This window comes from Bradyrhizobium sp. Ses1, from assembly GCF_059512365.1.
In genome coordinates this window covers 89,595-114,268 of sequence record NZ_JCAMOQ010000002.1, presented here as the reverse complement: position 1 = coordinate 114,268, position 24,674 = coordinate 89,595, and the positions used below count along the sequence as shown (strand labels likewise).

The 24,674-nt window shown below is 63.9% G+C and carries 18 protein-coding genes; 11 read left to right on the top strand and 7 right to left on the bottom strand.

The window, feature by feature from the left end:
* Positions 1 to 53 precede the first annotated feature (53 nt).
* Positions 54 to 3,233 carry an efflux RND transporter permease subunit gene (locus AC5ZG5_RS03495; protein ID WP_456641035.1) on the top strand — a complete coding sequence of 1,060 codons (3,180 nt, stop codon included), beginning with the start codon at positions 54 to 56 and terminating at the stop codon, positions 3,231 to 3,233.
* Positions 3,223 to 4,419, top strand: a complete 1,197-nt coding sequence (locus AC5ZG5_RS03490) for an efflux RND transporter periplasmic adaptor subunit (RefSeq protein WP_130226573.1) — start codon at positions 3,223 to 3,225, stop codon at positions 4,417 to 4,419. The genes AC5ZG5_RS03495 and AC5ZG5_RS03490 overlap by 11 nt, the downstream gene beginning before the upstream one ends.
* A gap of 116 nt (positions 4,420 to 4,535) precedes the next feature.
* Here the strand turns inward: AC5ZG5_RS03490 and AC5ZG5_RS03485 are convergent, their stop codons facing one another.
* Together AC5ZG5_RS03485 and AC5ZG5_RS03480 are read right to left on the bottom strand one after the other, a co-directional pair.
* A complete protein-coding gene (locus tag AC5ZG5_RS03485) occupies positions 4,536 to 6,047 on the bottom strand; it encodes an acetyl-CoA acetyltransferase (RefSeq protein WP_456641034.1) in 1,512 nt (503 codons plus the stop codon).
* Positions 6,048 to 6,185: 138 nt separating this feature from the next.
* Positions 6,186 to 7,319 (bottom strand): nitronate monooxygenase, encoded by a 1,134-nt coding sequence (locus AC5ZG5_RS03480; protein ID WP_456641033.1) that lies wholly within the window; start codon positions 7,317 to 7,319, stop codon positions 6,186 to 6,188.
* Positions 7,320 to 7,557: 238 nt separating this feature from the next.
* Between AC5ZG5_RS03480 and AC5ZG5_RS03475 the strand changes: the two genes are divergently transcribed.
* Together AC5ZG5_RS03475 and yghU are read left to right on the top strand one after the other, a co-directional pair.
* On the top strand, positions 7,558 to 9,216 hold the full coding sequence (locus tag AC5ZG5_RS03475; RefSeq protein WP_456641032.1) for a flavin-containing monooxygenase: 1,659 nt from the start codon (positions 7,558 to 7,560) through the stop codon (positions 9,214 to 9,216).
* A 192-nt stretch (positions 9,217 to 9,408) separates the two neighbouring features.
* On the top strand, positions 9,409 to 10,284 hold the full coding sequence (yghU, locus tag AC5ZG5_RS03470) for a glutathione-dependent disulfide-bond oxidoreductase (RefSeq protein ID WP_456641031.1): 876 nt from the start codon (positions 9,409 to 9,411) through the stop codon (positions 10,282 to 10,284).
* Here the strand turns inward: yghU and AC5ZG5_RS03465 are convergent.
* The 3 genes from AC5ZG5_RS03465 to AC5ZG5_RS03455 all read right to left on the bottom strand — a co-directional run bounded on the left by AC5ZG5_RS03465 (position 10,281) and on the right by AC5ZG5_RS03455 (position 13,192).
* On the bottom strand, positions 10,281 to 10,895 hold the full coding sequence (locus AC5ZG5_RS03465) for a flavin reductase family protein (RefSeq protein WP_456641030.1): 615 nt from the start codon (positions 10,893 to 10,895) through the stop codon (positions 10,281 to 10,283). The genes yghU and AC5ZG5_RS03465 overlap by 4 nt on opposite strands.
* Positions 10,896 to 11,000: 105 nt before the next feature.
* The gene (locus AC5ZG5_RS03460) at positions 11,001 to 12,275 is read right to left on the bottom strand and encodes an acyl-CoA dehydrogenase family protein (RefSeq protein ID WP_130224399.1); all 1,275 of its coding nucleotides are present in this window, start codon (positions 12,273 to 12,275) and stop codon (positions 11,001 to 11,003) included.
* 137 nt (positions 12,276 to 12,412) lie between these two features.
* Positions 12,413 to 13,192 (bottom strand): SDR family NAD(P)-dependent oxidoreductase, encoded by a 780-nt coding sequence (locus AC5ZG5_RS03455; protein WP_456641029.1) that lies wholly within the window; start codon positions 13,190 to 13,192, stop codon positions 12,413 to 12,415.
* A gap of 183 nt (positions 13,193 to 13,375) precedes the next feature.
* Here AC5ZG5_RS03455 and AC5ZG5_RS03450 point away from each other — a divergent pair, with 183 nt between their 5' ends.
* The 3 genes from AC5ZG5_RS03450 to AC5ZG5_RS03440 are packed head-to-tail and all read left to right on the top strand — an operon-like array spanning position 13,376 to position 15,535.
* A complete protein-coding gene (locus AC5ZG5_RS03450; protein ID WP_456641028.1) occupies positions 13,376 to 14,167 on the top strand; it encodes an enoyl-CoA hydratase/isomerase in 792 nt (263 codons plus the stop codon).
* Positions 14,164 to 15,150, top strand: a complete 987-nt coding sequence (locus AC5ZG5_RS03445) for a phosphotransferase family protein (protein ID WP_456641027.1) — start codon at positions 14,164 to 14,166, stop codon at positions 15,148 to 15,150. The genes AC5ZG5_RS03450 and AC5ZG5_RS03445 overlap by 4 nt, the downstream gene beginning before the upstream one ends.
* A 1-nt stretch (position 15,151) precedes the next feature.
* Entirely contained in the window at positions 15,152 to 15,535 is a 384-nt protein-coding gene (locus AC5ZG5_RS03440; protein WP_456641026.1) for a DUF6285 domain-containing protein, read from the top strand.
* Positions 15,536 to 15,647: 112 nt separating this feature from the next.
* On the opposite strand, the gene AC5ZG5_RS03435 is transcribed toward AC5ZG5_RS03440, so the two are convergent.
* Complete coding sequence (locus AC5ZG5_RS03435) at positions 15,648 to 16,427, bottom strand: enoyl-CoA hydratase-related protein (protein WP_130224390.1); 780 nt, start codon at positions 16,425 to 16,427, stop codon at positions 15,648 to 15,650.
* Positions 16,428 to 16,647: 220 nt separating this feature from the next.
* Here AC5ZG5_RS03435 and AC5ZG5_RS03430 point away from each other — a divergent pair, with 220 nt between their 5' ends.
* Complete coding sequence (locus AC5ZG5_RS03430; protein WP_456641025.1) at positions 16,648 to 17,922, top strand: acyl-CoA dehydrogenase family protein; 1,275 nt, start codon at positions 16,648 to 16,650, stop codon at positions 17,920 to 17,922.
* 165 nt (positions 17,923 to 18,087) lie between these two features.
* On the opposite strand, the gene AC5ZG5_RS03425 is transcribed toward AC5ZG5_RS03430, so the two are convergent.
* Positions 18,088 to 18,963: an SDR family oxidoreductase gene (locus AC5ZG5_RS03425; protein ID WP_456641024.1), complete on the bottom strand. Its 876-nt coding sequence runs from the start codon at positions 18,961 to 18,963 to the stop codon at positions 18,088 to 18,090.
* Positions 18,964 to 19,063: 100 nt separating this feature from the next.
* On the opposite strand from AC5ZG5_RS03425, the gene AC5ZG5_RS03420 reads away from it, so the two are divergent.
* From AC5ZG5_RS03420 to ppc, 3 genes are all read left to right on the top strand, one after another.
* Entirely contained in the window at positions 19,064 to 19,876 is an 813-nt protein-coding gene (locus AC5ZG5_RS03420; protein ID WP_456641023.1) for a crotonase/enoyl-CoA hydratase family protein, read from the top strand.
* 149 nt (positions 19,877 to 20,025) lie between these two features.
* A complete protein-coding gene (locus AC5ZG5_RS03415) occupies positions 20,026 to 21,573 on the top strand; it encodes an acyl-CoA synthetase (protein ID WP_456641307.1) in 1,548 nt (515 codons plus the stop codon).
* Between the two features lie 253 nt (positions 21,574 to 21,826).
* Positions 21,827 to 24,616, top strand: a complete 2,790-nt coding sequence (ppc, locus tag AC5ZG5_RS03410) for a phosphoenolpyruvate carboxylase (RefSeq protein ID WP_456641022.1) — start codon at positions 21,827 to 21,829, stop codon at positions 24,614 to 24,616.
* The last annotated feature ends 58 nt before the right edge of the window (positions 24,617 to 24,674 follow it).

Sequence of the window (24,674 nt, the reverse complement as noted above, 5' to 3'; positions counted from 1 at the left end):
GTAGGGGCGCCAATCCCCCGTACATTTTACGGGTTCCGGGGAATAACTCGTCAATGGTTGCACTGGTCCGTATCGCGCTGAGCCGGCCGTATACGTTTGTCGTGCTCGCGCTGCTGCTCCTCATTGTCGGACCGCTCGCCGCGCTGCGCACGCCCACCGATATCTTTCCCGACATCCGCATCCCCGTGATCGGGGTCGTTTGGCAGTACACCGGACTGCCGCCGGACCAGATGTCCGGGCGCATCACCACGCCATTTCAGCGCGCGCTGACCACCACCGTCAACGATATCGAGCATATCGTCGCCAATTCCTACAACGGCTTCGGCATCATCAAGATCTTCTTCCAGCCGAACGTCGACATCCGCACCGCCAACGCCCAGGTCACGGCGATCTCGCAGACGCTTCTGAAGCAGATGCCGCCGGGTGCAACGCCGCCTTTGATCCTGAACTACAGCGCCTCCACGGTGCCGATCATCCAGGTCGCGTTGTCAGGTGAGGGGCTGACCGAGCAGAATCTTGCCGATATCGGCATCAATCAGCTCCGCACGCCCCTCGTCACCGTGCCGGGCGCCGCCATACCCTATCCATTCGGCGGCAAGCAGCGTCAGGTGCAGATCGACCTCAACTCCACGGCGCTGCAGGCGCGCGGCCTGTCCGGGCAGGACGTGGCCAATGCGCTCGCTGCACAAAATCTGATCACGCCGGTCGGCACGCAGAAGATCGGCCAGTTCGAATACAACATCCAGCTCAACAACTCGCCGCTGAAGATGGAGGATCTCGGCAATCTGCCGATCAGGACCGTCAACGGCGCCATGGTCTATGTTCGGGATGTCGCCACCGTCCGCGACGGCAACCCGCCGCAGACCAACATCGTCCATGTCGACGGCAACCGCTCCGTGCTGATGATGGTGTTGAAGGCGGGCGCGATCTCGACGCTCGATATCATCGCCGGCATCAAGCAGAAGGTGATCGACGTCAAGGACCAGCTTCCGGACGCGCTCAAGATCGGCTTCATCGGCGACCAGTCGGTTTTCGTCCGCGGCGCCATCACCGGCGTCGCCTTCGAAGGCGTCATTGCCGCATTGCTCACCAGCGTGATGATCCTGCTGTTCCTCGGGAGCTGGCGGTCGACGATCATCATCGCGGTCTCGATCCCGCTGTCGGTTCTCGGCGCCATCATCATGCTGTCGGCGATCGGCGAGACGCTGAACATCATGACGCTCGGCGGATTGGCGCTCGCGGTCGGCATCCTCGTCGATGACGCCACCGTGACGATCGAGAACATCAATTACCATCTGGAGCAGGGCAAGCCGGTCGAACAGTCGATTCTCGACGGCGCCAACCAGATCGTCACGCCGGCATTCGTCTCGCTGCTCTGCATCTGCATCGTGTTCGTGCCGATGTTCTTCCTGACCGGCGTTGCGCGCTTCTTGTTCGTGCCGATGGCGGAAGCGGTGATGTTCGCGATGATCTGGTCGTTCATCCTGTCGCGCACGCTGGTGCCGACGATGGCGAAATATCTGCTGCAGCCCCATGTGCATCACGAGGGCGGGCTGCCGCCGACGCGCAATCCGTTCAAGCTGTTCCAGCGCGGCTTCGAGGCGCGGTTCGAGCGCATCCGCCGCGCCTATCGCGACATGCTGGCGATGGCGCTCGGACACCGTGCCATCTTCGTCAGCTGTTTCCTCGGCTTCGTCGCGGTGTCCATGCTGCTGGTGCCTTTCCTCGGCCGCAACTTCTTTCCGTCGGTCGACGCCGGCAACATCCTGATGCACGTCCGCACCCAGGTCGGCACCCGCGTCGAGGAGACTGCCAATCAGCTCGCCGAGGTGCAGAAGGCGATCCGCAAGATCATCCCGCCGGAGGAGATCGACACGCTGGCCGACAATATCGGCATGCCGATCTCCGGCATCAACATGACCTACAACAACACCGGCGTCATCGGTCCGCAGGATGGCGACATCCAGGTCAAGCTGAAGGAAGGCCACAGGCCGACCGAGCAATATGTCCAGGTGCTACGCGAGCAACTGCCGCGGATGTTCCCCGGCATCAGCTTCTCGTTCCTGCCTGCCGATATCGTCAGCCAGATCCTGAACTTCGGTGCGCCGGCGCCGATCGACCTGCAGATCCGCGGCGCCAATCTCGACGCCAATTTCGCCTATGCCAACAAATTGCTGAGCCGGATCCGCCGCATTCCCGGCATTGCCGACGCGCGCATCCAGCAATCGCCGAACAGCCCCACCTTCAACATCGATGTCGACCGCACCCGCGCGCAATATGTCGGCCTGACCGAGCGCGACGTCACCAACAGCCTCGTCGTCAATCTCGCCGGCAGCTCGCAGGTCGCGCCGACCTATTATCTCAATCCGGATAACGGCGTGTCCTATTCGATCGTGATGCAGACGCCGCAATACCAGATCGACTCGCTGAGCGCCTTGCAGACCTTGCCGATCACCGCGACCGGCAATCCGCAGTCGCCGATCCTCGGCGGCATTGCCGACATCACGCGCTCGACCTCGAGTGCGGTCGTATCCCAATACGACATCCAGTCGATGGTGCAGATCTACGCCACGACGCAGGGCCGCGACCTCGGCGCGGTCGCCACCGACGTGCGGGCGCTGATCGCCGAGACTGCAAAGGATGTCCCGAAGGGGAGCTCGGTGGTGCTGCTCGGCCAGGTGCAGACCATGAACAGCGCGTTTTCCGGCCTGTTGTTCGGTCTGCTCGGCGCCGTCGTGCTGATCTATCTCCTGATCGTCGTGAACTTCCAGTCCTGGTCCGATCCGTTCGTGATCATCACCGCACTGCCGGCAGCGCTCGCCGGCATCGTCTGGATGCTGTTCACCACCGAGACCACGCTGTCGGTGCCGGCGCTGACCGGCGCGATCATGTGCATGGGTGTTGCCACCGCCAACAGCGTGCTCGTCATCAGCTTCGCCCGCGAGCGCTACGAGCAGCTCGGCGATCCCATTGCCGCCGCGCTCGAGGCCGGTTTCGTCCGTTTCCGCCCGGTGCTGATGACGGCCCTTGCCATGATCATCGGCATGGCGCCGATGGCGCTCGGCTTGGGCGAGGGTGGCGAGCAGAACGCCCCGCTGGGCCGCGCCGTGATCGGCGGCCTGATCTTTGCAACGTTCGCCACACTCATGTTTGTTCCCGTCGTCTTTAGTATGGTACACAAGAAGCAAGGCGCCAGCGCCGCCGCCGCACCGGAGATGTCGCATGCCCACTGACCAACGCCCGCCGGTCTCGCGCTGGAAACTGGGCATTTTCGGGCTTGCGGCCGGTGTCGGCCTGGTCCTCGTCGTCATCACCGGCATCCGTGCCCGCGAGGAGCAGGGCACCAAGCTGAAGGAATGGACCGATAATCAGGCCATTCCGAGCGTCGCGGTGGCGCCGCCCAGCGCCAAGGTGCTCAACCCCACGATCGACCTGCCGGGCCGGCTGGAAGCCTATTACCGCGCCCCGATCTTCGCGCGCGTGTCCGGTTACCTGAAGAGCTGGAGCGTCGACATCGGCGCCCGCGTCAAGGCCGGGCAGGTGATCGCCGAAATCGAGGCGCCCGACCTCGACCAGCAATTGCTGCAGGCCAGGGCCGATCTTGCGAGCCAGCAGGCCAGCGCCAAACTGTCGGAAGCGACGCTGACCCGGCGGCGGTCGCTGCTTGCCTCGAACTTCGTCTCGATGCAGGAAATCGACGAGCGCACCGCCGATCTCTCCAACAAGAAGGCCGCCGTCAATTCCGGTCAGGCCAATGTCGAACGGCTGGAAGCGCTTGCCGGCTACAAGAAGATCACTGCGCCCTTTGACGGTGTCGTCACCGAGCGCAACACCGACGTCGGCGCGCTGATCAATGCCGGCGGCGGCGCGGGCCCGGCGATGTTCATCGTCTCCGACATCTCCAAGCTGCGCGTCTATGTGAACGTGCCGCAGAACTTCGTGCCGTCGATCAAGATGGGCGCCAAGGCTGTCATCACGCTGCCGGAATATCCGAACCGCACCTTTACGGCGACCGTGGAAACGTCCTCGCAGGCGGTCGATGTCAGCTCGGGAACGACGCGCATGCAACTCGCGCTGGACAATTCCGGCGGCGAATTGATGCCCGGCGGCTATGCCAATGTGAAGCTGACGTTGCAGCGCGACACCATTCCGCTGCACATCCCCGCCAGCGCGCTGATCTTCGACAGCAACGGCCTGCGCGTTGCGACCGTCGGCGCCGATGACAAGATCCTGTTCAAGAAGGTGACGATCGCCCGCGACCTCGGCAAGGAGATCGAGATCGCTTCCGGCCTCACCGCCGACGACCGCATCATCATTGCCCCGCCGGATGGCATCAACGACGGCGACCAGGTCCGCGTGGTCGGCGGCGGCGCGAAGAAGCCGACCACGGCCTCCGAAAAGCAGGACGTGAAGGGGTAGGGGGCGGCGCTCTCTCCTCCGTCATGGCTGGGCTCGTCCCGGCCATCCACGTTTTCGACTGCGGAAAGAAAGGCGTGGATGCCCGGGTCAAGCCCGGGCATGACGGTGCAGGTAGCTCACACCACCCGCCACTCCGGCACGCCGTCATCGGCCATCACGATGTCACCTGTGGTGCCGACTGGCGTGCGCTCCATGCCGAGCAGATGCGCTAACGTCGTCGCATCGCTCGCCGGCACGCGGCCGAGCGTGCGGCGGTCGTCTTCGGTGCGCAACATGACGACGCCGTGCTCGACCTCGCCATTGCCGCGATAGATCACGGTGAAGCTTTCGACCTTGCCCTTGCCGCTGGCCTCGGCGATGAACTCCGGCACCGTGCGGCGGTTGCGATCCGCTTCCGCCTGCACGCTGGTATCCTGCTTGAGCGTCGCCTTCGGTGCCTCGCGCGACAGCACCAGGCCATGATGCTTGGTGACAAAGCCGCCCTGGCCGTAGAGCAGGCCGAGCTCGGCACCATCGCGGAGCTTGCGCACCATCGCGCAGGCGGCGTGCGTCATGTAGGTGTTGAGCGGCGCGCCGAAGAAGGTGAGCCCGCCGGTGACGGTCGGCTGCACGTCAGGGCCGAGGCCGAGCGTGCGTCGCGCCATCTTGGGCACGCAGGGGAAGCAGCTATAGAGCTCGATCGCGTCGAACTTGCTGCCGTCGCCCTCGACCAGGTCCATCACCGCTTTCAGCACCGCATTCTGCGCGTGGCTTTCGAAGAACTGGTCGCGCACGAGATAGTCGCGCGGTTCTTCCGCCGACGCACCGCCGAGCGGATAGACCAGCCGGTCCTCGGGAATTCCGGCCGCGCGCGCCTTGGCGAGGCCGGTGAGCAGCAGCGCGCCGCCCATGTTCACGGTCGGATTGGCCACCATCAGCTTGGTGTAGGGCCAGGCGATCAGCCGGTTCTCCGGCGTCGGCGTGGTGATCTCCTCCGGCGCGAAACGCTTCTTCAGCCACGAGTTGGGGTTCGAAGCCGCGACGCTGGAATAGGTCGACCACAGCTCGCCGGACTCGGCGAGCGCCTCGCGCGGCGTCTGGCCCCAATGCGCTGAGGTCGCGGACTCATAGAGCGGATAGACCGTGATCGGCCTGAACACGCCGAGCTTCACCGCCAGCGGCTTCTGGAATGCCGCGCCGCGCTTCGGCTCCTCGACATCATGCGCAAACGGCGTCCAGGGCAGGGCGACGCCGCCGCGATCCGCCTTGGTCGCGGTCGACTGCGCCTCGCCGCCGCAGACCGCCGCCACGCTGCATTCGCCGCGCGCGATCCGCTGCGCCGCTTCATGCAGATAGCGGATCGGGCTCTCGCCCCCGACCGGGCCGTAATAGAGATGCGCCGGCTTGATGCCGAGCCGTTCGGCAAGTTGTTTTTCCGGATCGCGATAGCGCCAGCTCAGGAAATTGACGACGTCGAGCGACTGGACGTCGCGGAGCAACTTGGCCCCGCTGTCGGCTTCCGCGCGCTTGAGCGCTTCTTCGAGAAGCGCGAGAGGCTCGAGGCCTGCAGCGACGTCCTTGGGACGATCGACGATCTCGCCGACGCCGACGATGACTGGGATGCGGTCTTCGGGGATGCTATTGGACATTTCTTCTCTTTAGCTCAGATGATCAGTTCGGCGTGCTTCGTCCTTGTACCCGTCATTGCGAGCGAAGCGAAGCAATCCATCTCTGAGCTTGCGGAGGCGTGGATTGCTTCGTCGCTTGCGCTCCTCGCAATGACGCCGCTATTCCGCCACCAGGGCATTCATGTGTTCGACCGCCTCGATGAAATCTTCCTTGAATTCCTGTACCACGGCGCCTGCCGATTTCACGCTGTCGATCAGGCCGACGCCCTGACCGACGAAATAGCTGACGAGGTCGCGCGCCTTCTCGTTGCCGGCCGCCGCGGAGCGGTCGATCGAGTTGAAGGCGTCGCGGCTGATGATGCTCTGCAGCGGCATCGGCAGCGCGCCGGGGCTGTCGGGTGAGCGGTCCCATGCGTCGGTCCACACCGAGCGGAGCTGCCGCGCCGGCTTGCCGGTGCGTCCCTTCGAACGCACTGCGTCGCGCGAGGAGGCCGCGATCATCTTCTCACGGAAGATTTCCGTGGTCTCGGATTCCACGGTCGCGAGCCACACCGAGCCGGTCCAGACGCCCGCTGCGCCCATCGCCATCGCAGCCGCCATCTGGCGTCCCGTCATGATACCGCCCGCCGCCAATACTGGCACCTCGCGGATCGGCTTGATCGCCTTGATGACCTCCGGCACCAGCACCATGGTCGAGACTTCGCCGCAATGGCCGCCGGCCTCGGTGCCCTGCACGACGAGGATGTCGACACCGGCCGCGACCTGGCGCAGCGCGTGCTCCTTGGCGCCGACGAGTGCCGCGACCGGCACGCCATGCTTGCGGCCCATGTCGATCATCTCCTGCGGCGGTACGCCCAGCGCATTCGCGATCAGCCTGATCGGATGTTTGAAGGAGACGTCCAGCACTTCGAGCGCGCGCTGTGCGTCGAACGGCTGCGGCTGGTTGTCGGCGACATCAGTCGTCGTCAGCTCGACGCCGCATTTCTTCAGGAGGCTGCGGGTAAAGTCGCGATGCTCGGGCGAGATCCGCTGCTCCAGGCTCTTCCAGGTGACGTTCTTCTCGCCTGCGGTCGAGATGTTCTCGGGGATCAGCACATCGAGCCCATAGGGCTTGCCGTCGACGTGGTCGTCGATCCATTTCAGTTCCTGCTCGATGCTCTCAGGCGAATGCACGGTCGCGCCCAGCACGCCAAATCCGCCGGCGCGGCTGACCGCTGCCACCACGTCGCGGCAATGGCTGAAGGCGAGCAGGGGGAATTCTATACCCAGCATGTCGCAGATCGGCGATTTCATGGATGCGTTCTCTCTCCCGATGGCAGCTTCAGGCTGCTTTTCTATTTTGATAACGATCAGGCTAGCGCATGGCGGAGAGGAAAGCCAACCGGCTTTCGCCGACTTGCGTGCAGCTGCTACGCATTCCGTAAGGCAAAATATGCAGCTCCCTTCTACTCGCGCTTTGTCCCTTGCGCTTTGGCGCGTCGCGGGGAATGCTGGCCGGCAACGAAAAGAATCTTCAAGGGAGCCCGCGTCCATGTCCGCCTCGCCATCCGCTTCCGCAACTCCTGCCGCACATTACGACGTCGTCGTGGTCGGCGCCGGCTTCTCCGGCATGTACATGCTGCACCGGTTGCGCGGTCTCGGCTTTACCGCGCGAGTCTACGAGCAGGGCAGCGGCGTCGGCGGCACCTGGTACTGGAACCGCTATCCCGGCGCGCGCTGCGACGTCGAGAGCATGCAGTATTCCTATTCGTTCAGCGAGGAGCTGCAGCAGGAATGGGACTGGAGCGAGCGCTACGCACCGCAGCCGGAGATTCTGCGCTATGCCAACCATGTCGCCGATCGCTTCGATCTGCGTTCAGACATCCAGTTCGACACCCGCGTCGATGCGGCCGTGTTCGACGAGACGAAAAAGCTCTGGTCGGTGACCACCGCCGACGGCAAGACCGTCACGGCCAAGTTCGTGGTGCTTGCCACCGGCTGCCTGTCGAATGCGCGCAAGCCCGACATCAAGGGCCTCGATCGGTTCAAGGGCCAAGTCTATCACACCGGCCATTGGCCGCATGAGCCGGTGGATTTCACCGGCCTGCGCGTCGGCGTGATCGGCACCGGCTCATCCGGGATTCAGTCGATACCTGTCATCGCCGAGCAGGCGAGCCATCTCACCGTTTTCCAGCGCACCGCGAATTTCTCGATTCCCGCGCGCAATGCCAAGCTGAGCGACGAGGAGCGCGCATGGTTTCGCACCAACTATCCGGAAATCCGGCGCATCGAGCGGGAAGTGGCGCGCAACGGCATCTATACCGACCTGCCTGATCGCGGCGCACTCGATGATGGCGACAACGAGCGCCGTGCCAGATACGAGGCGCGCTGGCAGCGTGGCGGCCTCACCTTCATGTCGGCCTACAACAATCTCGCGCTGGAGCAGGCCGCGAACGATACCGCCGCGAACTTCGTGCGCGAGAAGATCGCCGAGATCGTCAAGGATCCCGAGACCGCCAAATTGCTGCAGCCCAACAGCCACCCGATCGGCTCCAAGCGCATCTGCGTCGATACCGACTATTTCGCGACCTTCAACCGGCCCAACGTGACGCTGGTCGACATCAAGAGCAGTCCGATCGAGGAGATCACGGAAAATGCCGTGCGCACCACAGCATGCGAATATGAACTCGATGCGCTGGTGCTGGCGACCGGCTTCGACGCTATGACCGGGTCGGTGGCAAAGATCGACATTCGCGGCCGCGACGGGCTGACGCTGAACCGGAAATGGGCCGAGGGACCGCGCACCTATCTCGGCCTGATGATTTCAGGTTTTCCGAACCTCTTCATCATCACCGGGCCCGGCAGTCCTTCCGTGCTGTCGAACATGATCGTTTCGATTGAGCAGCACGTCGACTGGATCAGCGATTGCCTCGACTACATGCGAGAGCGTGAACTCGACACGATGGAGGCGACAAGGGAGGCCGAGGACGAATGGGTGGCGCATGTCAACGAGGTTGCCTACACCACGCTCTATCCGCAGGCCAATTCGTGGTACATGGGCGCCAACATTCCGGGCAAGCCGCGGATCTTCATGCCCTATATCGGCGGTGTCGGGCCTTATCGGCAGATCTGCAACGAGGTCGCGGCGAAGGGCTATAACGGCTTTGCGATGACGGGCGCAGCGCGCCAGCAGCGGGCGGCCGCGTTCTGAGCTTTATCAACCGTCATGCCCGGGCTTGTCTCGAGTATCCAAGCACTTCCTTCGACGCAAGACGTGGATGGCCGGGACAAGCCCGGCCATGACGGAAGTGAAGAGGCACCGGCTATACGAAATCCCGCCCTTGCCAATCCTGTGCTCGACGCTAGTTAACACTGGCGCGGCTTCCGCGCTGGAGCTTGATCAATGACCGATGCACCTGCCTATGAGCCGCCGAAAGTCTGGACCTGGAACAAGGATAATGGCGGCCGTTTCGCCAGCGTCAACCGCCCGATCGCCGGGCCCACGCATGAGAAGGAACTTCCCGTCGGGAAGCATCCGTTGCAACTTTATTCTCTGGCGACGCCAAACGGCCAGAAGGTCACGATCATGCTGGAAGAGCTGCTCGCGCTCGGCCATTCCGACGCCGAATATGACGCGTGGCTGATCAAGATCGATGGCAACCAGTTCGGCAGTGGTTTTGTTGCGGTCAATCCGAATTCCAAGATCCCGGCGCTGCTGGACCGTAGCGGGCCGGAACCGATCCGCGTGTTCGAGTCCGGCGCGATCCTGATGCACCTTGCCGAGAAGTTCGGTGCATTCCTGCCGACCGGCGGCCAGGCTCGCGCCGAGTGCCTGTCATGGCTGTTCTGGCAGATGGGCAGCGCGCCGTTTCTTGGCGGCGGCTTCGGCCACTTCTATGCCTACGCGCCGACCAAGATCGAATATGCCATCGACCGCTATGCGATGGAGGTGAAGCGTCAACTCGATGTGCTCGATCGTCGTCTGGCGGACAACGAATATCTGTCCGGCAGCGACTACACGATCGCCGACATCGCCGTGTGGCCGTGGTACGGCGGGCTCGTCAAGGGCCTGCTCTATGGCGCAGGCGAATTCCTGTCGGTGCATGAATACAAGAACGTGCTGCGCTGGACCGATCAGATCGCAAAGCGCCCGGCCGTGAAGCGAGGCCGCATCGTCAACCGCATCTCGGGCGATCCCGCGAGCCAATTGCACGAGCGCCACGACGCCAGCGACTTCGAGACCAAGACGCAGGACAAGATCGGAGAGGCGGCGAGCTAGCTTTTCGCGCCCTCGGCTGCCGGAAACACCACCCGGTCGTCGGTGCGGCAATAGCGGTCGGCGAACATGCGGCCGACCGGATGGTAGCGCTCCATGTGCACGCGCATGGCCTCGCGGTCCCACAGCTCGTCGCGGATGTAGAAGTGGATGCCTTCACCCATGATCAGCCGGCGGTCGCCGTTGACGTCGATGATCTTCCAGGTCTTGCATTCCATTGCCCACGGCGCATCCGCAAGGCGCGGCACTGCCACGCTGGTCGATGGCGCCAGCTTGAGCCCGAGATAGTCGGGCTCGCCCACATCCGGCGGAAAGTCGCCGCTGGTCTCATGCATCGCGTGCGCCAGCGGCTCGTCGGTCATATTGACCACGAATTCCCCGGTGCGCTCGATGTTGACAAGCGTATCCTTCACCCGCCCGTCGGGCCGCAGATTGACTGCGAACATGCAGAGCGGCGGGTCCTCGCAGAACACGTTGAAGAAGCTGTACGGCGCGGCATTGACGACGCCGGTTGGACCGACGCTGGTCACCCAGGCGATCGGTCGCGGCAGCACGAAGGATGCCAGCACCTTGTAGCGTTCGCGCGGCTTCAGATCGCTGGCAGCGTATTCCATGGTGGCTCCTGTAGGGTGGGCAAAGCGAAGCGTGCCCACCATTCTGGCTCAGCTCGTGAAGGTGGGCACGCTTCGCTTTGCCCACCCTACGGATCGCCGCGTCCGCTATGGCATGCTCAGTTCGTGCCGGCCGACCACCATCCAGTGCACTTCGTCCGGACCGTCGGCGAAGCGGAGATGGCGGACGTCCTGGTACATTTCGGCAAGCGGCGTCCATTGCGAGATGCCGGTGGCGCCGTGCATCTGGATCGCCTGGTCGATGATCTTGCAGGCGCGCTCGGGGATCATGGCCTTGACCATGGAGACCCAGACGCGCGCTTCCTTGTTGCCGAGCACGTCCATCGCCTTCGCCGCCTTCAGCACCATCAGCCGCATCGCCTCGATCTCGCAGCGCGCCTGCGCGATGATCTGCAGATTGCCGCCGAGATGGGCGATCTTCTTGCCAAAGGCCTCACGGGTGAGGCCGCGCTGCACCATCATGTCGAGCGCCTTCTCCGCCTTGCCGATCGTGCGCATGCAATGGTGGATGCGTCCCGGTCCCAACCGAACCTGGGAGATTTCGAAGCCGCGGCCCTCGCCCAGCAGGATGTTGTCCTTCGGCACCCGGACGTTGTTGAAGCGCAGATGCATGTGGCCGCGCGGGGCATGATCCTGTCCGAACACATGCATGGGACCGAGGATCTCGACGCCAGGCGTGTCCTTTGGCACCAGGATCTGCGACTGCTGCTTGCTCGGCGGCGCATCCGGATTGGTCTTCACCATCACGATCATGATCTTGCAGCGGGGATCGCCGAGGCCGGAGATGTAATATTTCTCGCCGTTGATCACCCACTCGTCGCCGACGAGCTTTGCGGTGGTGGAGATGTTCTTGGCGTCCGACGACGCGACGTTGGGCTCGGTCATGGCGTAGGCCGAACGGATCTCGCCGTTCAGGAGCGGCTTCAGCCACTTCTCCTTCTGCGCCTTGGTACCGACACGCTCCAGCACTTCCATGTTGCCGGTGTCGGGCGCCGAGCAGTTCATGGTCTCGGAGGCCAGCGGGCTCTTGCCGAGCTCGGCTGCAATATAGGCGTAGTCGAGATTGTTCAGGCCTTCGCCAGTCTCGGCGTCGGGCAGGAAGAAATTCCAGAGGCCTTCCTCCTTGGCCTTCTTCTTGGCCTTATCGAGCACTTCGAGCTGGCCGTCGGTGAAGCTCCAGCGGTCGTTCTTGTTCTCGCCGTGGCGATAGAATTCGACCGACATCGGCTCGACGGTTTCCCGGATGAACTTCTTCACATGCTCATAGAGCGGGCGGACCTGATCCGACATGCGGAGGTCGTTGAGCTCGTCGCCCGGATTGAGCGTGTAGTTGGTGGTCCGGGGTATGTAGGCGTGTTTCATTTTCTTCCTCCCATCGCCGAGATCGTTGCGGCCAACATAGACGCGGCGGCCTCAAAGCGCGAGCGCACATTTTTCATGGGTGCCTGCGCTGACGCAGCGCAGGACACGAGTGCCGCATGACGGAATTCGAACAGCGTTTAAAACGCCGTGTAGCCGCCGTCGATCACGAAACAATCCGTCGTGTGGTACGACGACGCCTTGCTCATCAGATAGACCGCGATGCCGCCGAAGTCGGAGGGTTCGCCGAAGCGGCGCACCGGGATGCGCGGCATCACATTGGCGACGAATTTGTCATTCGCCATGATGCCGGCCGTCATGTCGCTCTTGATCCAGCCGGGCAGGATTGCATTCGCGGTGACGCCATGGCGGGCCAGCTCGACGCCGAGCGCGCGGACGAGAGCATTGATCGCGGCCTTGGTGCCGGCATAGTGCTCGTTGCGTGCGGTGCCGAACAGCGACGCCAGGCTCGATGTGGCGACGAGGCGGCCGAAGGCATCGCCGGCCTCGGCGCGCTCGGTCATGTGGCGAGCGGCGGCCTGGAATACATGGAACACCCCGTCGAGATTGGTTGCGAACATGGTTCGCCATTCCTCCTCGGTGCGGTCGATGAAGGCGCGCCGTCCGCCGCCGCCGATCCCGGCATTGGCAAAGCAGCCGTCGACGCGGCCGAGGGTGTCGAGCGTCGCCTTCATCGCGTCCTGCACCGAGGCGGCATTGCTGACGTCACAGATGCGGGTGTCGACCTTGCCGGGACCCGCCGCCATCGTTGCCGCGGCGGCCTTGTTCTTCTCGGCGTTGCGGCCCCAGATCGAGACATTGCAGCCGGCGGCATTGAGCGCCTGCGCGATGCCAAGCCCGATCCCGCCATTGCCACCGGTGATGACCGCAACGCGGCCCGAGAGGTCGAAGATGCTCATGGTATTTTTTCCTTGGCGTATTTCCCTGGGGTGTTTCCATTTGCCCTGACGCACGTTAATCGTGCATCCGAAAGCGAGGCGTTCTTGCTCCACCATGGACAAGCCCGCCTCAAAAATCAAATATGGGCCTAGGGATTTGGCCACCGCGTTACTCATGGCGCGGGCGCAACTCGCGAGGAAACAATGCAATTCAAGCACGTCACGCTCGATTTCGATGGACCGGTCGCGGTCCTCAAGCTCGACCATCAGGAGGTCATGAACGCGGTGTCGATCGACATGCTCGGCGGTCTTGCCGAGGCGCTCGATGCGATCGAGGACAAGCGCGAAGAGGTGCGCTGCGTTGTCATCACCGGCGCCGGCCGCGCATTCTGCACCGGCGCCAATCTGCAGGGACGCAACAACCAGACGCCGGGCAGGCGAAACGCCGGCGCGGCGCTGGAGACCGCGTTCCATCCGTTCCTGCGGCGGCTGCGCAATCTGCATTGCCCGATCGTCACCGCGGTCAATGGTCCGGCGGCGGGCGCCGGCATGAGCTTCGCGTTGATGGGCGACATGATTCTGTGCGCGCGCTCGGCGTATTTCCTGCAGGCCTTCCGTCGCATCGGCCTGGTGCCGGATTGCGGCTCGACCTGGCTGCTGCCGCGACTGGTCGGCAAGGCGCGTGCAATCGAATTGTCGCTGATGGGCGAGCGGCTGCCGGCCGAGAAGGCGCTGGAATGGGGCCTCATCAACCGGCTCCATGATGACGGCGCGCTGATGGATGAAGCGATGAAGCTCGCGCATGAGCTCGCCAATGGGCCGACCGTGGCGCTGTCGCTGATCCGCAAGCTCTATTGGGACAGCCCGGAGAATTCGTTCGAGGATCAGCTCAACCTTGAATTCCAGTGCCAGCGACAGGCCGGCACCACCGAGGATTTCAAGGAAGGCGTCACCGCGTTCCTCGAGAAGCGCCCGGCGAAGTTCAAGGGCAAATGATCGAGGCCGAGCTCGCGCGCTGCGTCGCATCGTTCCATCCCGGCGCGACCGGTGTCACCGGCGCGGCAAAACTCTCCGGCGGCGCCAGCCAAGAAACCTGGACCTTCGACATCGTGCATCCGGACGGCAATGTCGGCGCGATCCTGCGCCGCGCGCCGCCGGGCTTTGGTGCGGCACCCTCGCGCGCGGCCGGGCTCGATGCGGAGGCGAGCTTGATGCAGCTTGCGCATGATGCCGGCCTGCCGTCGCCGCGCGTGCTGCATGTGCTGAGGCCGGAGGAGGGGCTTGGTACCGGCTTCATCATGGCCCGCGTTGAGGGCGAGACCATCGCGCGCAAGATCCTGCGCGACGAGCAGTTTGCCAAAGCGCGGCCGCTGCTGGCGCGCCAGCTCGGCAAGGTTGCAGCGGGCATCCACGGCTTGCCGGCGACGAAACTGCCGAAGCTGAGGCAGATGACGGCGACCAAGGAGATCGGCGATCTCGAGCGGGAATACCGCGGCTTCGACTGGCCGCGCCCGGTGTTCGAACTGGCGCTGCGCTGGCTGCGCGACCACGATCCCGGTCCATCGGACGAGGTGACGCTGGTGCATGGCGATTTCCGCCATGGCAACCTCATCATCGGTCCCGACGGTGTGCGCGCGGTATTGGACTGGGAGCTCGCGCATTACGGCGATCCGATGGAGGACTTAGGCTGGATCTGCGTCAACTCCTGGCGCTTCGGCGAGATCGACAAGCCGGTCGGCGGCTTCGGCTCGCGCGAGGAGCTGTTCGCGGGTTACGAGGAGGCCGGCCGCAAGGTCGATCCTGTCAGGGTGATGTTCTGGGAAGTGATGGGTACGCTGCGTTGGGGTGTGATGTGCTGCGGCATGATGCAGCGCTTCCGCATTGGCCCCGACCATTCGATGGAGCGCGCGATGATAGGCCGTCGTGCGTCTGAGACCGAGATCGATTTGCTCAGGCTATTGGCACCGCGAGGGCGTTGAGATGCAGGACGAACCAACACCAACAGAACTGATCAAGGCCGTCGCAGACTTCCTACGCAACGAGATCGCGCCCGCGATCAAGGGCCACAACGCATTCAAGCTCCGCGTCGGCATCAACGCACTCGATCTGGTCACGCGCCAGCTTGCGTTGGCGCAAGTGGCCGATGCCGCGGAGGCGGCGCGGCTCAAGCAATTGCTCGGCACCGACGGCTCGCTGTTCGAGCTTAACCGCGTGCTCTCGGAGAAGATCGCGAGCGGCGTGGTTGATTTGCAGACGCCGGGACTGGCCGATCATCTCTGGCAGACCACGATGGACAAGCTCGCCGTCGATCAGCCGAACTATGCGGCGTATAAACGGGAGATGGGCGACACAACGAGATCGTAGTTGTGTCGTCATGCCCGGGTTTGTCCCGCGCATCCACGCGCGTCCTTCATCGAGGTGCCAAAGATCGTGGATGGCCGGGACAAGCCCGGCCATGACGGAGAGCGAAGGCAGCCTACTTCCCCACCCATTTCGGCGGGCGCTTCTCGGCAAACGCCTTCGGGCCCTCGATGTAATCCTGCGAGGCCGCCATCGCCTTCACGGCGGGGTACTCGCGCTGCTCGTTGATGGCCTGCTCCAGCGACACGGCCAGGCCGCGTTCGATGGTCTGCTTGGAGGCGCGGATCGACATCGGCGAATTCTTGCAGATGGTCTCGGCCCAGCGCACGGCTGCAGCGAGCGCCTCGCCCTGCGGCACGACCTCGTTGACGAAGCCGAGCTCAAGGCCTTCCTTGGCGCTGACGTGACGGGCGGTGAGGATCATGCCCATCGCGCGCTTCAGCCCGATCTGCCGCGGCAATCGGTGCAGGCCACCGGCGAGCGCGGCGAGGCCAACGCGCGGTTCCGGCAGCGCGAAGGTCGCATTCTCAGCGGCGATGATCAGGTCGCAGGCGAGCGCGATCTCGAATCCTCCACCCATCGCGACGCCATTGACCGCGGCGATGATCGGCTTGTCGCAGTCGAAGCGCGAGGTCAGCCCGCCGAAGCCGCCCTTGTCCCAGCCGCGCTTGCCGCCAGCCGCCTGCCATTTCAAATCGTTGCCGGCGCAGAACGCCTTGTCGCCGGCACCGGTAACGATCGCGACCCACTGCTCGGGATCGGCGGAGAAATCATCGAACACCTTGTTGAGCTCGAAATGCGCATCGATATGCAGCGCGTTGTACACCTCAGGGCGCGACAGCGTCACGATGGTGATCGGGCCCTTGCGTTCCACCTTCGAGAATTTCAGATCCATATTCGCTCCCGCTGATTTTCTGTGGCGAAGAATATTGGCCGCGATAGTAGCGCGGCTCAGGCGCTTGATGCCAGCCAATTACGCAAGGCGTCTGCGCATGCCGAGCGCGACGTGATTGCTTGACTTGAGTGCCGTCTTCTCACCTTAATCGAGCTGAGCAGAGGCGTGCAGCGCCTAAACGCAAAACGATAAGCAACGACATCTTGCGGGAGAGACTACCTTGGATTTCAACCTGCCGGCGGACCTCGTCGCCTATCTCGCCGAACTCGATACCTTCATCGCGCGCGAGATCAAGCCGCTGGAGGAGGCCGACGATAACATCCGTTTCTTCGACCACCGCCGCGAATGGGCGCGCACCGATTTCGAGAACGGGGGCCTGCCGCGGCACGAATGGGAAGCGCTGCTGCGCAAAGCCAAGGACCGCGCCGATGCCGCGGGCCATCTGCGCTTTGCGATCCCGAAACGCTATGGCGGCAAGGACGGCTCCAATCTCTGGATGGCGGTGATCCGCGAGCATTTCGCCTCCAAGGGGCTAGGCCTGCACAACGACCTGCAGAACGAGCATTCGATCGTCGGCAATTTTCCTGTCGTCACCATGCTCGACCGCTACGGCAGCGACGCGCAGAAGGCCATGATCGACGGTTCGATCACAGGAAAATACCGCATCACCTTCGGCCTCACCGAGCCCGACCACGGCTCCGATGCGACGCATATGGAGACCAGGGCGCAGCCCGCGACCCGCGACAACGTCAAGGGCTGGCTGATCAACGGCGAGAAGATGTGGACGACGGGCATGCATGTCGCAACCCATTGCGCGCTGTTCGCGCGCACGTCGGGCAATGACGGCGATGCGCGCGGCATCACCTGCTTCCTCGTGCCGGCGAAATCGGAAGGCGTGAAGGTCGAGGAATATATGTGGACCTTCAACATGCCGACCGATCATCCCCGCGTCAGCTTCACGGATGTATTCGTGCCTGAGGATGCGCTGTTCGGCGAGGTCGGCCGCGGGCTGTCGCTGGCGCAATGCTTCGTGCACGAGAACCGCATCCGCCAGGCTGCGAGCTCGCTCGGCGCCGCCGTCTACTGCATCAACGAAAGCGTCAAATATGCGCGCGAGCGAAAGCCGTTCGGCAAGGCGCTGGCCGAGAACCAGGCGATCCAGTGGCCGCTGGTGGAGCTTGCGACCCAAGCCGAGATGCTGCGTCTCTTGATCCGCAAGACCGCCTGGGAGATGGACCAGCTCACCCAGGCGCAGGTCGAGCACACGCTCTCCGACAAGGTCTCGATGTGCAACTACTGGGCAAACCGCCTCTGTTGCGAGGCCGCCGACCGCGCCATGCAGGTCCACGGCGGCATGGGCTATTCACGCCACAAGCCGTTCGAGCACATCTACCGCCACCACCGCCGCTACCGCATCACGGAAGGCAGCGAGGAAATCCAGAAGCGCAAGGTGGCGGGATTCCTGTTCGGCTATATGGGAGCAGGCAAGCGCTAGCCCCGCACTCCACTGTCGTCCCCGCGAAGGGCGGGGACCCATAACCACAGGACTGCGTTGTGGCGCGAGCAAGCAGTTACAGCGGAGCACACAACAATGCCCTGTGGTTATGGGTCCCGGGTCGCGCTTCGCTTGCCCGGGACGACGGCGGTTTGTCGCGCGATATCACCCTCGCGCTGCGCGATCCTTCTCATTCTGCGCCTTGATCGAGTCGCGCGCGTTGGTCCAGTCGTCGTCGCTCCATTCGCGGAGCTGATAGAAATTGCCGCCCATCGCGAGCGCCTGGGCGCCGTCCATTGCGATGGTCTCGCCGTTGATCCAATCGCAGCCGCCGGAGATCAGGAACACGGCGAGGTTCTGCAATTCCTCCATGGTGCCGACGCGGCCCATCGGGTTCATCGCCTTGGTCCGCGCGCCGGCTTCGTCGCCCGGCTTGATGCGCTTGCTCATGCCTTCGGTCGGGATTTCGCCGGGCGCGATGGTGTTGAGGCGGATGCCGTATTTGCCCCATTCGATCGCGAGCGACATGGTCATTGCGTGGATCGCGGACTTGCTCATCGCCGACGGCACCACATAGGGCGAGCCGTTGCGCACCCAGGTGACGGTGATCGACACCACGTTGCCGCGATGCTTGCCGGCGATCCAGCGCCGCCCGACCGCATGGGTGACGTAGAACGTGCCGTGCATGACGATATTGGCCACCGCATCGAAGCCGCGCGGCGAGAGCTCTTCGGAGCGCGAGATAAAATTGCCGGCGGCGTTGTTGATGAGGTCGGTGACGGGACCGCTGGTCGTCCAGATCGCCTCGATCATCTCGTCGACGGCCAGTGCATTGCGGATATCGACGCCGTGGCTGACCACGCGCCCGCCGTGCTGGTCCATCAGTTCGGTTGCGGTCTCGTCGCAGACGATCTTGCGGCGGCCGCAGATATGCACTTCGGCCCCCAGTTGCAGGAACTTCGCGGCCATGGACTTGCCGAGGCCGGTACCGCCCCCGGTCACGAGGATACGCCGTCCGGCGAGAAGCTGATCTGTGAACATGGTTTCCACCCAAAGGGGATTGTCAGTTAATTGGTCGATTGACTAAAACCGGCAACGGCCCTTCTGTAAAGCGCCATCAAGAACAGCGGAGGACAATTCCATGGAGCAACGCGTCACGATCTCGGTTTCCGATGGGATCGCCGATGTCCGGCTGGTGCGCGCGGACAAGATGAATGCGCTGGATGCCCCGATGTTCGAGGCGCTAGTGGCCGCAACCGAGCGCCTTTCGACCGAAAAAGGCGTCCGGGTGGTAGTATTGTCCGGGGAGGGGCGGGCGTTCTGCGCCGGTCTCGACATGGGGCGTTTCGCCGCGATGAAGGAGAAGGGCGGCAACGGGATTGCCGGCGGCGAGAAGCGGGACCTCACCATCCGCACCCACGGGCAGGCCAATTTCCCGCAACAGGCAGTCTGGGGCTGGCGGCAGCTCCCGGTGCCGGTCATCGCCGCGGTCCATGGCGTCGCCTTCGGCGGCGGCTTCCAGCTCGCGCTTGGCGCCGACATGCGCTTCCTCAGCGCTGACGCGCGGATGTCGATCATGGAGATCAAATGGGGCCTCGTCCCCGACATGGCGGGCACGCCGATCCTCGCCACGCTGGTGCGTGACGATATCCTGCGCGAGCTCACCTATACGGGGCGCATCTTCTCGGCCCAGGAGGCCCTGGGCTATGGCCTCGCCACCCGCGTGTGCGACGATCCGCGCGCCGCGGCCTTCGAGGTCGCGCGCGAGATTGCCGGCAAGAGCCCGGATGCGGTCCGTGCCGCCAAGCGCCTGTTGAACAAGCTGTCGGTCGATCCCGGCCCGGCGCTGCTCGCCGAGTCCGTCGAGCAGCAGAAGCTGTTGGGCAGCCCGAACCAGACGGAGGCCGTGCGCGCCAACATCGACAAGCGCCCGCCGCGCTTTGTGGATGTGTAGAGCCTCTCACGCCGTCATGGCCGGGCTTGTCCCGGCCATCCACGTTTTGGTCTCTCGGCGACGAAGCAAGAACGTGGATCACCGGGACAAGCCCGGTGATGACGAAAACAGCGAATGCCGGGCCAACAACGGACAAGAACAACAAGCAAATGAGCGAAACCTCCCAACTCTTCCTCGGCATCATCAGCGGCGATCGCCGTCGCACGCATGAGGAAGTCGCCCAGCGCACTGAGCGCATCGCCAGCGGCCTGCGGAAGCTTGGCGTCCGCGAGGGCGACAGCGTGTGCATGCTGATGCGCAACGACATCGCCTTCATCGAGGCCGCCTATGCCGCGATGCGGCTCGGGGCCTATGGCGTGCCGATCAACTGGCATTTCAAGCCGGAAGAGATCAACTACGTGCTGACGGATTCCGGCACGAGGGTCCTGATCGCGCATGCCGACATGCTGCCTCCGCTGCGGGATGCGATCCCTGCCGGCATCACCGTGCTGAGCGTGCCGACACCGCCGGAGATCCTCGCCAACTACAAGATCAATCCCGATCATCTCGGCGTGCCGGATTTCGCTGTTGATTTCGAGCCGTGGCTCGCGAAACACCCACGTTATGACGGCCCGGTAGTGCCGCAGCCGCAGAACATGATCTACACCTCGGGCACAACAGGCCATCCCAAGGGCGTCCGCCGCTTTGCCCCGACGCCGGAGCAGGCGGCCAATGCGGAAGCGATGCGCGCCATGATCTATGGTCTCAGGCCCGGCGTCCGCGCGCTGCTTCCGGGCCCGCTCTATCATTCCGCGCCGAATTCCTTCGGCCTCCGCTCCGGCCGGCTCGGCGGCGCGCTGCTGATGATGCCGCGCTTCGATGCGGAAGATTTCCTCAGCTTAGTCGAGGAGCAGCGGGTCGACACCGTCTTCATGGTGCCGACCATGTTCATCCGCCTAATGAAGCTGCCGGAGAAGGTGCGCAGGAAATATGACGTGTCCTCGCTGCGCCATGTCATCCACGCTGCCGCGCCCTGTCCGGCCGATATCAAGCGCGCGATGATCGAGTGGTGGGGGCCGGTGATCTATGAGTTCTACGGCTCGACCGAGTCTGGGGCGGTGACGTTCGCGAATTCCGAGGATGCGCTGAAGAAGCCCGGCACTGTCGGCAAGATTTCGCCCGGCGCCGAGCTGCGCTTCATCGGCGAGGACGGCAAGGTGCTGCCATCAGGAGAGATCGGCGAGATCTATTCGCGGATATCAGGCAATCCGGATTTCACCTACCACAACAAGCCCGAAAAGCGCGCCGAGATCGACCGCGACGGATTCATCACGTCAGGGGATGTCGGCTATATCGACCAGGACGGTTACGTCTTCATCTGCGATCGCAAGCGCGACATGGTGATCTCGGGCGGGGTCAACATCTATCCGGCCGAGATCGAGGCGGTGCTGCATGCCGTTCCCGGCGTGCATGATTGTGCGGTGTTCGGCATCCCCGATGCCGAATTCGGCGAGGCGCTGATGGCGGTGGTCGAGCCGCAAGCAGGGGCCAAGCTGGACGTCGCCTCGGTCCGCGCCCAGCTCAAGAACTCGCTCGCCGACTACAAGGTGCCCAAGCACATCGAAATCGCAACCAACCTGCCGCGCGAGGATTCCGGGAAGATCTTCAAGCGCCGCCTCCGCGACCCCTATTGGGAGCAGGCGGGAAGGAGGATTTAGCCTCCCGTCGTCCCGGGCTTGATGACAGACCCTCATGGTGAGGAGGCCCGTAGCGCCGTCTCGAACCATGAGGCCCCGACAGCGCCCGCGGCCCATCCTTCGAGACGCCGCTGGCGCGGCCACTCAGGATGAGGTTGGAAGCCGAGGTCGGCGGCGCAACATCCTGTGTGCGCCGCCTCCAACTTCATCTTGCGCTGCGGCAAAAAAGTTGCACACTCCGCGCCTGCCGGGCAGTTGCTGGAGCGATCAGCCAATGTCTCCCCAGACCACGTCTTCCGAAACCGATGTCCGCGCCAACCGCGCTGAGGACAGCCAGGCGCTTGAGGAAGACACGCGGCTGCGCAATGACATCCGCCTGCTCGGGCGCGTCCTTGGCGACACCGTGCGCGACCAGGAGGGCGCCGACGTCTTCGACCTGGTCGAACGCATCCGCCAGACCTCGATCCGGTTCCATCGGGATGAAGACCGGCTGGCGCGGCGGGAACTGGAAACCATCCTCGACAGCATGTCGATCTCGGAGACGGTGCGGATCGTCCGCGCCTTCAGCTATTTCTCCCACCTCGCCAACATCGCCGAGGACCAGAACAACATCCGCCAGATGCGGGGGCGGGGAGCCGGTGCGCCGCGTCCGAGCCTGCTGACGCAGGCGGTGAGCCATGCGCAGCAGGCTGGATTCAGCCCGGACGATCTGCGCCGCTTCTTCAAGGGCGCCCTGGTCAGCCCGGTGCTGACCGCGCATCCGACCGAGGTCCGGCGCAAGAGCACCATGGACCGCGAGATGGAGGTCGCACGTCTGCTCGACCGGCGCGAGCGGTTGCAGATGACGCCCGAAGAGAGCGAGGCCAGCGACGAGCAGCTTCGCCGCGCTGTGGTGACGCTATGGCAGACCAATCTGTTGCGCCGGACCAAGCTTACGGTGCTGGACGAGGTCACCAACGGATTGTCGTTCTACGACTACACGTTCCTCCACGAGGTGCCGCGGCTGCATTGTGCGCTGGAAGACCGGCTCAACAAGGAAGGCGGCGAGCCCGGCGAACTCGCATCCTTCCTGAAGATGGGAAGCTGGATCGGCGGCGACCGCGACGGCAACCCGTTCGTCACCGCCGACGTCATGCGCGGCACGCTGCGGCTGCAGTCGAGCCGGATCTTGAGCTTCTATCTGGAAGAGCTGCACTTACTCGGCGCCGAATTGTCGCTAGCCAAGAACCTTGCCGATGTTTCTGACGAGCTGCGTGTGCTCGCCGAGCGCTCGCCCGATCCTTCGCCGCACCGGAGCGGCGAGCCCTATCGTTTGGCGGTGTCCGGCATCTATGCCCGGCTCACCGCGACCGCCGAGAAGCTGCAGGTCGAGATCACGCGGCGGCCGGTCGGCAAGGCCGAGCCGTATACCAATGTGAATGAGCTGAAGGCCGACCTCGATGTGCTCGACCGCTCGCTGATTGCCAACAATTCCGCCGTCATCGCGCGTGGACGCTTGCGGCTGCTGCGGCGCGCGGTAGATTGCTTCGGCTTCCATCTCGCCCGCCTCGACATCAGGCAAAACTCCGCGGTGCATGAGCGCACCGTCGCCGAACTGCTTGATACTGCGATCCCCGGCATGTCCTACATAGCGCTCAGCGAGGATGCCCGCATCGACCTGTTGCTCGGCGAACTTCGCAGCGCGCGTCCGTTGTCCTCGCCCTTCGTGAAATACAGCGAGGAGACGCAAGGCGAACTCGCCGTGTTCCGGGCAGCCGCCGAAGCGCATGCGACCTTCGGCGCGGAGGCGATTTCCCAATGCATCATCTCGATGTGCAAGGGCATGTCCGACATGCTCGAGGTCGCTGTGCTCTTGAAGGAGGTCGGGCTGATCAATCCCTCCGGCCGCAGCGCCATCAACATCGTGCCGCTGTTCGAGACCATCGAGGATCTTCAGGCGTCCAGCGGCATCATGGACCGCATGCTGGCGCTGCACGATTACCGCCGCTTGGTGGACAGTCGCGGCGGCGTGCAGGAGGTCATGCTCGGCTATTCCGACAGCAACAAAGACGGCGGGTTCGTCACTTCGGGCTGGGAGCTCTACAAGGCGGAGATCGGCCTCGTCGAGGTGTTCGAGCGCCATCACGTGCGCCTGCGCCTGTTCCATGGCCGCGGCGGCTCGGTCGGCCGCGGCGGCGGCCCGAGCTATGACGCCATCATCGCCCAGCCCGGCGGCGCCGTGAACGGCCAGATCAGGATCACCGAGCAGGGCGAGATCATCTCGAGCAAATATTCCAACGCCGAAGTCGGCCGCAACAACCTGGAGATCCTTGCCGCCGCGACGCTCGAGACCAGCCTCTTGCAGCCCAGGCAAAGCGCGCCGCGCGCCGAATATCTGAAGGCGATGGAGCAGCTCTCAGCGCTCGCCTTCAAGGCCTATCGCGGTCTGGTCTACGAGACCGACGGCTTTGCTGATTATTTCTGGGGCTCGACCGTCATCAACGAGATCGCGACACTCAACATCGGCAGCCGTCCGGCGTCGCGCAAGAAGACCCGCGAGATCGAGGACCTCCGCGCCATTCCCTGGGTGTTCTCCTGGGCGCAGTGCCGGCTGATGCTGCCGGGCTGGTACGGCTTCGGCAGCGCGGTCGAGGCCTGGATCGCGGAGCATCCGGAGCAGGGCATGCCGTTCCTGCAGGAGCTCTATAAGGAATGGCCGTTCTTCCGCACGCTGCTCTCCAACATGGACATGGTGCTGGCAAAGAGCTCGATCGCGATCGCCTCGCGCTATGCCGAGCTGGTGCCGGATGCGGAGTTGCGCGAGAAGATTTTCGGCCGCATCCGCCGCGAATGGCACCTGTCGATCGAGACGCTGCTGGACATCATGGGCCATGAGCGGTTGTTGCAGGGCAACCCGCTGCTCGAACGCTCGATCCGCAACCGCTTCCCTTATCTCGATCCGCTGAACCACGTGCAGGTGGAACTGTTGAAAGAGCACCGCGCGCAGAACCCTGACGAGCAGGTGCTGCGCGGCATCCAGCTCACGATCAACGGGATCTCCGCAGGGTTGAGGAATAGCGGGTAGGGAACGCGAACAGCGAATGGCGAGTAGAGGCGCTACTCCCTACTCGCCATTTACTTTT

What these genes read in the sequence shown, in the direction of transcription:
- AC5ZG5_RS03460 (WP_130224399.1), bottom strand. Translation starts at nt 12,275, where the DNA reads ATGAAACACGCCTACATACCCCGGACCACCAACTACACGCTCAATCCG.
- AC5ZG5_RS03465 (WP_456641030.1), bottom strand. Translation starts at nt 10,895, where the DNA reads ATGGAATACGCTGCCAGCGATCTGAAGCCGCGCGAACGCTACAAGGTG.
- AC5ZG5_RS03480 (WP_456641033.1), bottom strand. Translation starts at nt 7,319, where the DNA reads ATGAAATCGCCGATCTGCGACATGCTGGGTATAGAATTCCCCCTGCTC.
- AC5ZG5_RS03450 (WP_456641028.1), top strand. Translation starts at nt 13,376, where the DNA reads ATGCAATTCAAGCACGTCACGCTCGATTTCGATGGACCGGTCGCGGTC.
- AC5ZG5_RS03435 (WP_130224390.1), bottom strand. Translation starts at nt 16,427, where the DNA reads ATGGATCTGAAATTCTCGAAGGTGGAACGCAAGGGCCCGATCACCATC.
- AC5ZG5_RS03455 (WP_456641029.1), bottom strand. Translation starts at nt 13,192, where the DNA reads ATGAGCATCTTCGACCTCTCGGGCCGCGTTGCGGTCATCACCGGTGGC.
- AC5ZG5_RS03440 (WP_456641026.1), top strand. Translation starts at nt 15,152, where the DNA reads ATGCAGGACGAACCAACACCAACAGAACTGATCAAGGCCGTCGCAGAC.
- AC5ZG5_RS03475 (WP_456641032.1), top strand. Translation starts at nt 7,558, where the DNA reads ATGTCCGCCTCGCCATCCGCTTCCGCAACTCCTGCCGCACATTACGAC.
- AC5ZG5_RS03445 (WP_456641027.1), top strand. Translation starts at nt 14,164, where the DNA reads ATGATCGAGGCCGAGCTCGCGCGCTGCGTCGCATCGTTCCATCCCGGC.
- AC5ZG5_RS03490 (WP_130226573.1), top strand. Translation starts at nt 3,223, where the DNA reads ATGCCCACTGACCAACGCCCGCCGGTCTCGCGCTGGAAACTGGGCATT.
- yghU (WP_456641031.1), top strand. Translation starts at nt 9,409, where the DNA reads ATGACCGATGCACCTGCCTATGAGCCGCCGAAAGTCTGGACCTGGAAC.
- AC5ZG5_RS03415 (WP_456641307.1), top strand. Translation starts at nt 20,026, where the DNA reads ATGAGCGAAACCTCCCAACTCTTCCTCGGCATCATCAGCGGCGATCGC.
- AC5ZG5_RS03420 (WP_456641023.1), top strand. Translation starts at nt 19,064, where the DNA reads ATGGAGCAACGCGTCACGATCTCGGTTTCCGATGGGATCGCCGATGTC.
- AC5ZG5_RS03485 (WP_456641034.1), bottom strand. Translation starts at nt 6,047, where the DNA reads ATGTCCAATAGCATCCCCGAAGACCGCATCCCAGTCATCGTCGGCGTC.
- AC5ZG5_RS03495 (WP_456641035.1), top strand. Translation starts at nt 54, where the DNA reads ATGGTTGCACTGGTCCGTATCGCGCTGAGCCGGCCGTATACGTTTGTC.
- AC5ZG5_RS03425 (WP_456641024.1), bottom strand. Translation starts at nt 18,963, where the DNA reads ATGTTCACAGATCAGCTTCTCGCCGGACGGCGTATCCTCGTGACCGGG.
- ppc (WP_456641022.1), top strand. Translation starts at nt 21,827, where the DNA reads ATGTCTCCCCAGACCACGTCTTCCGAAACCGATGTCCGCGCCAACCGC.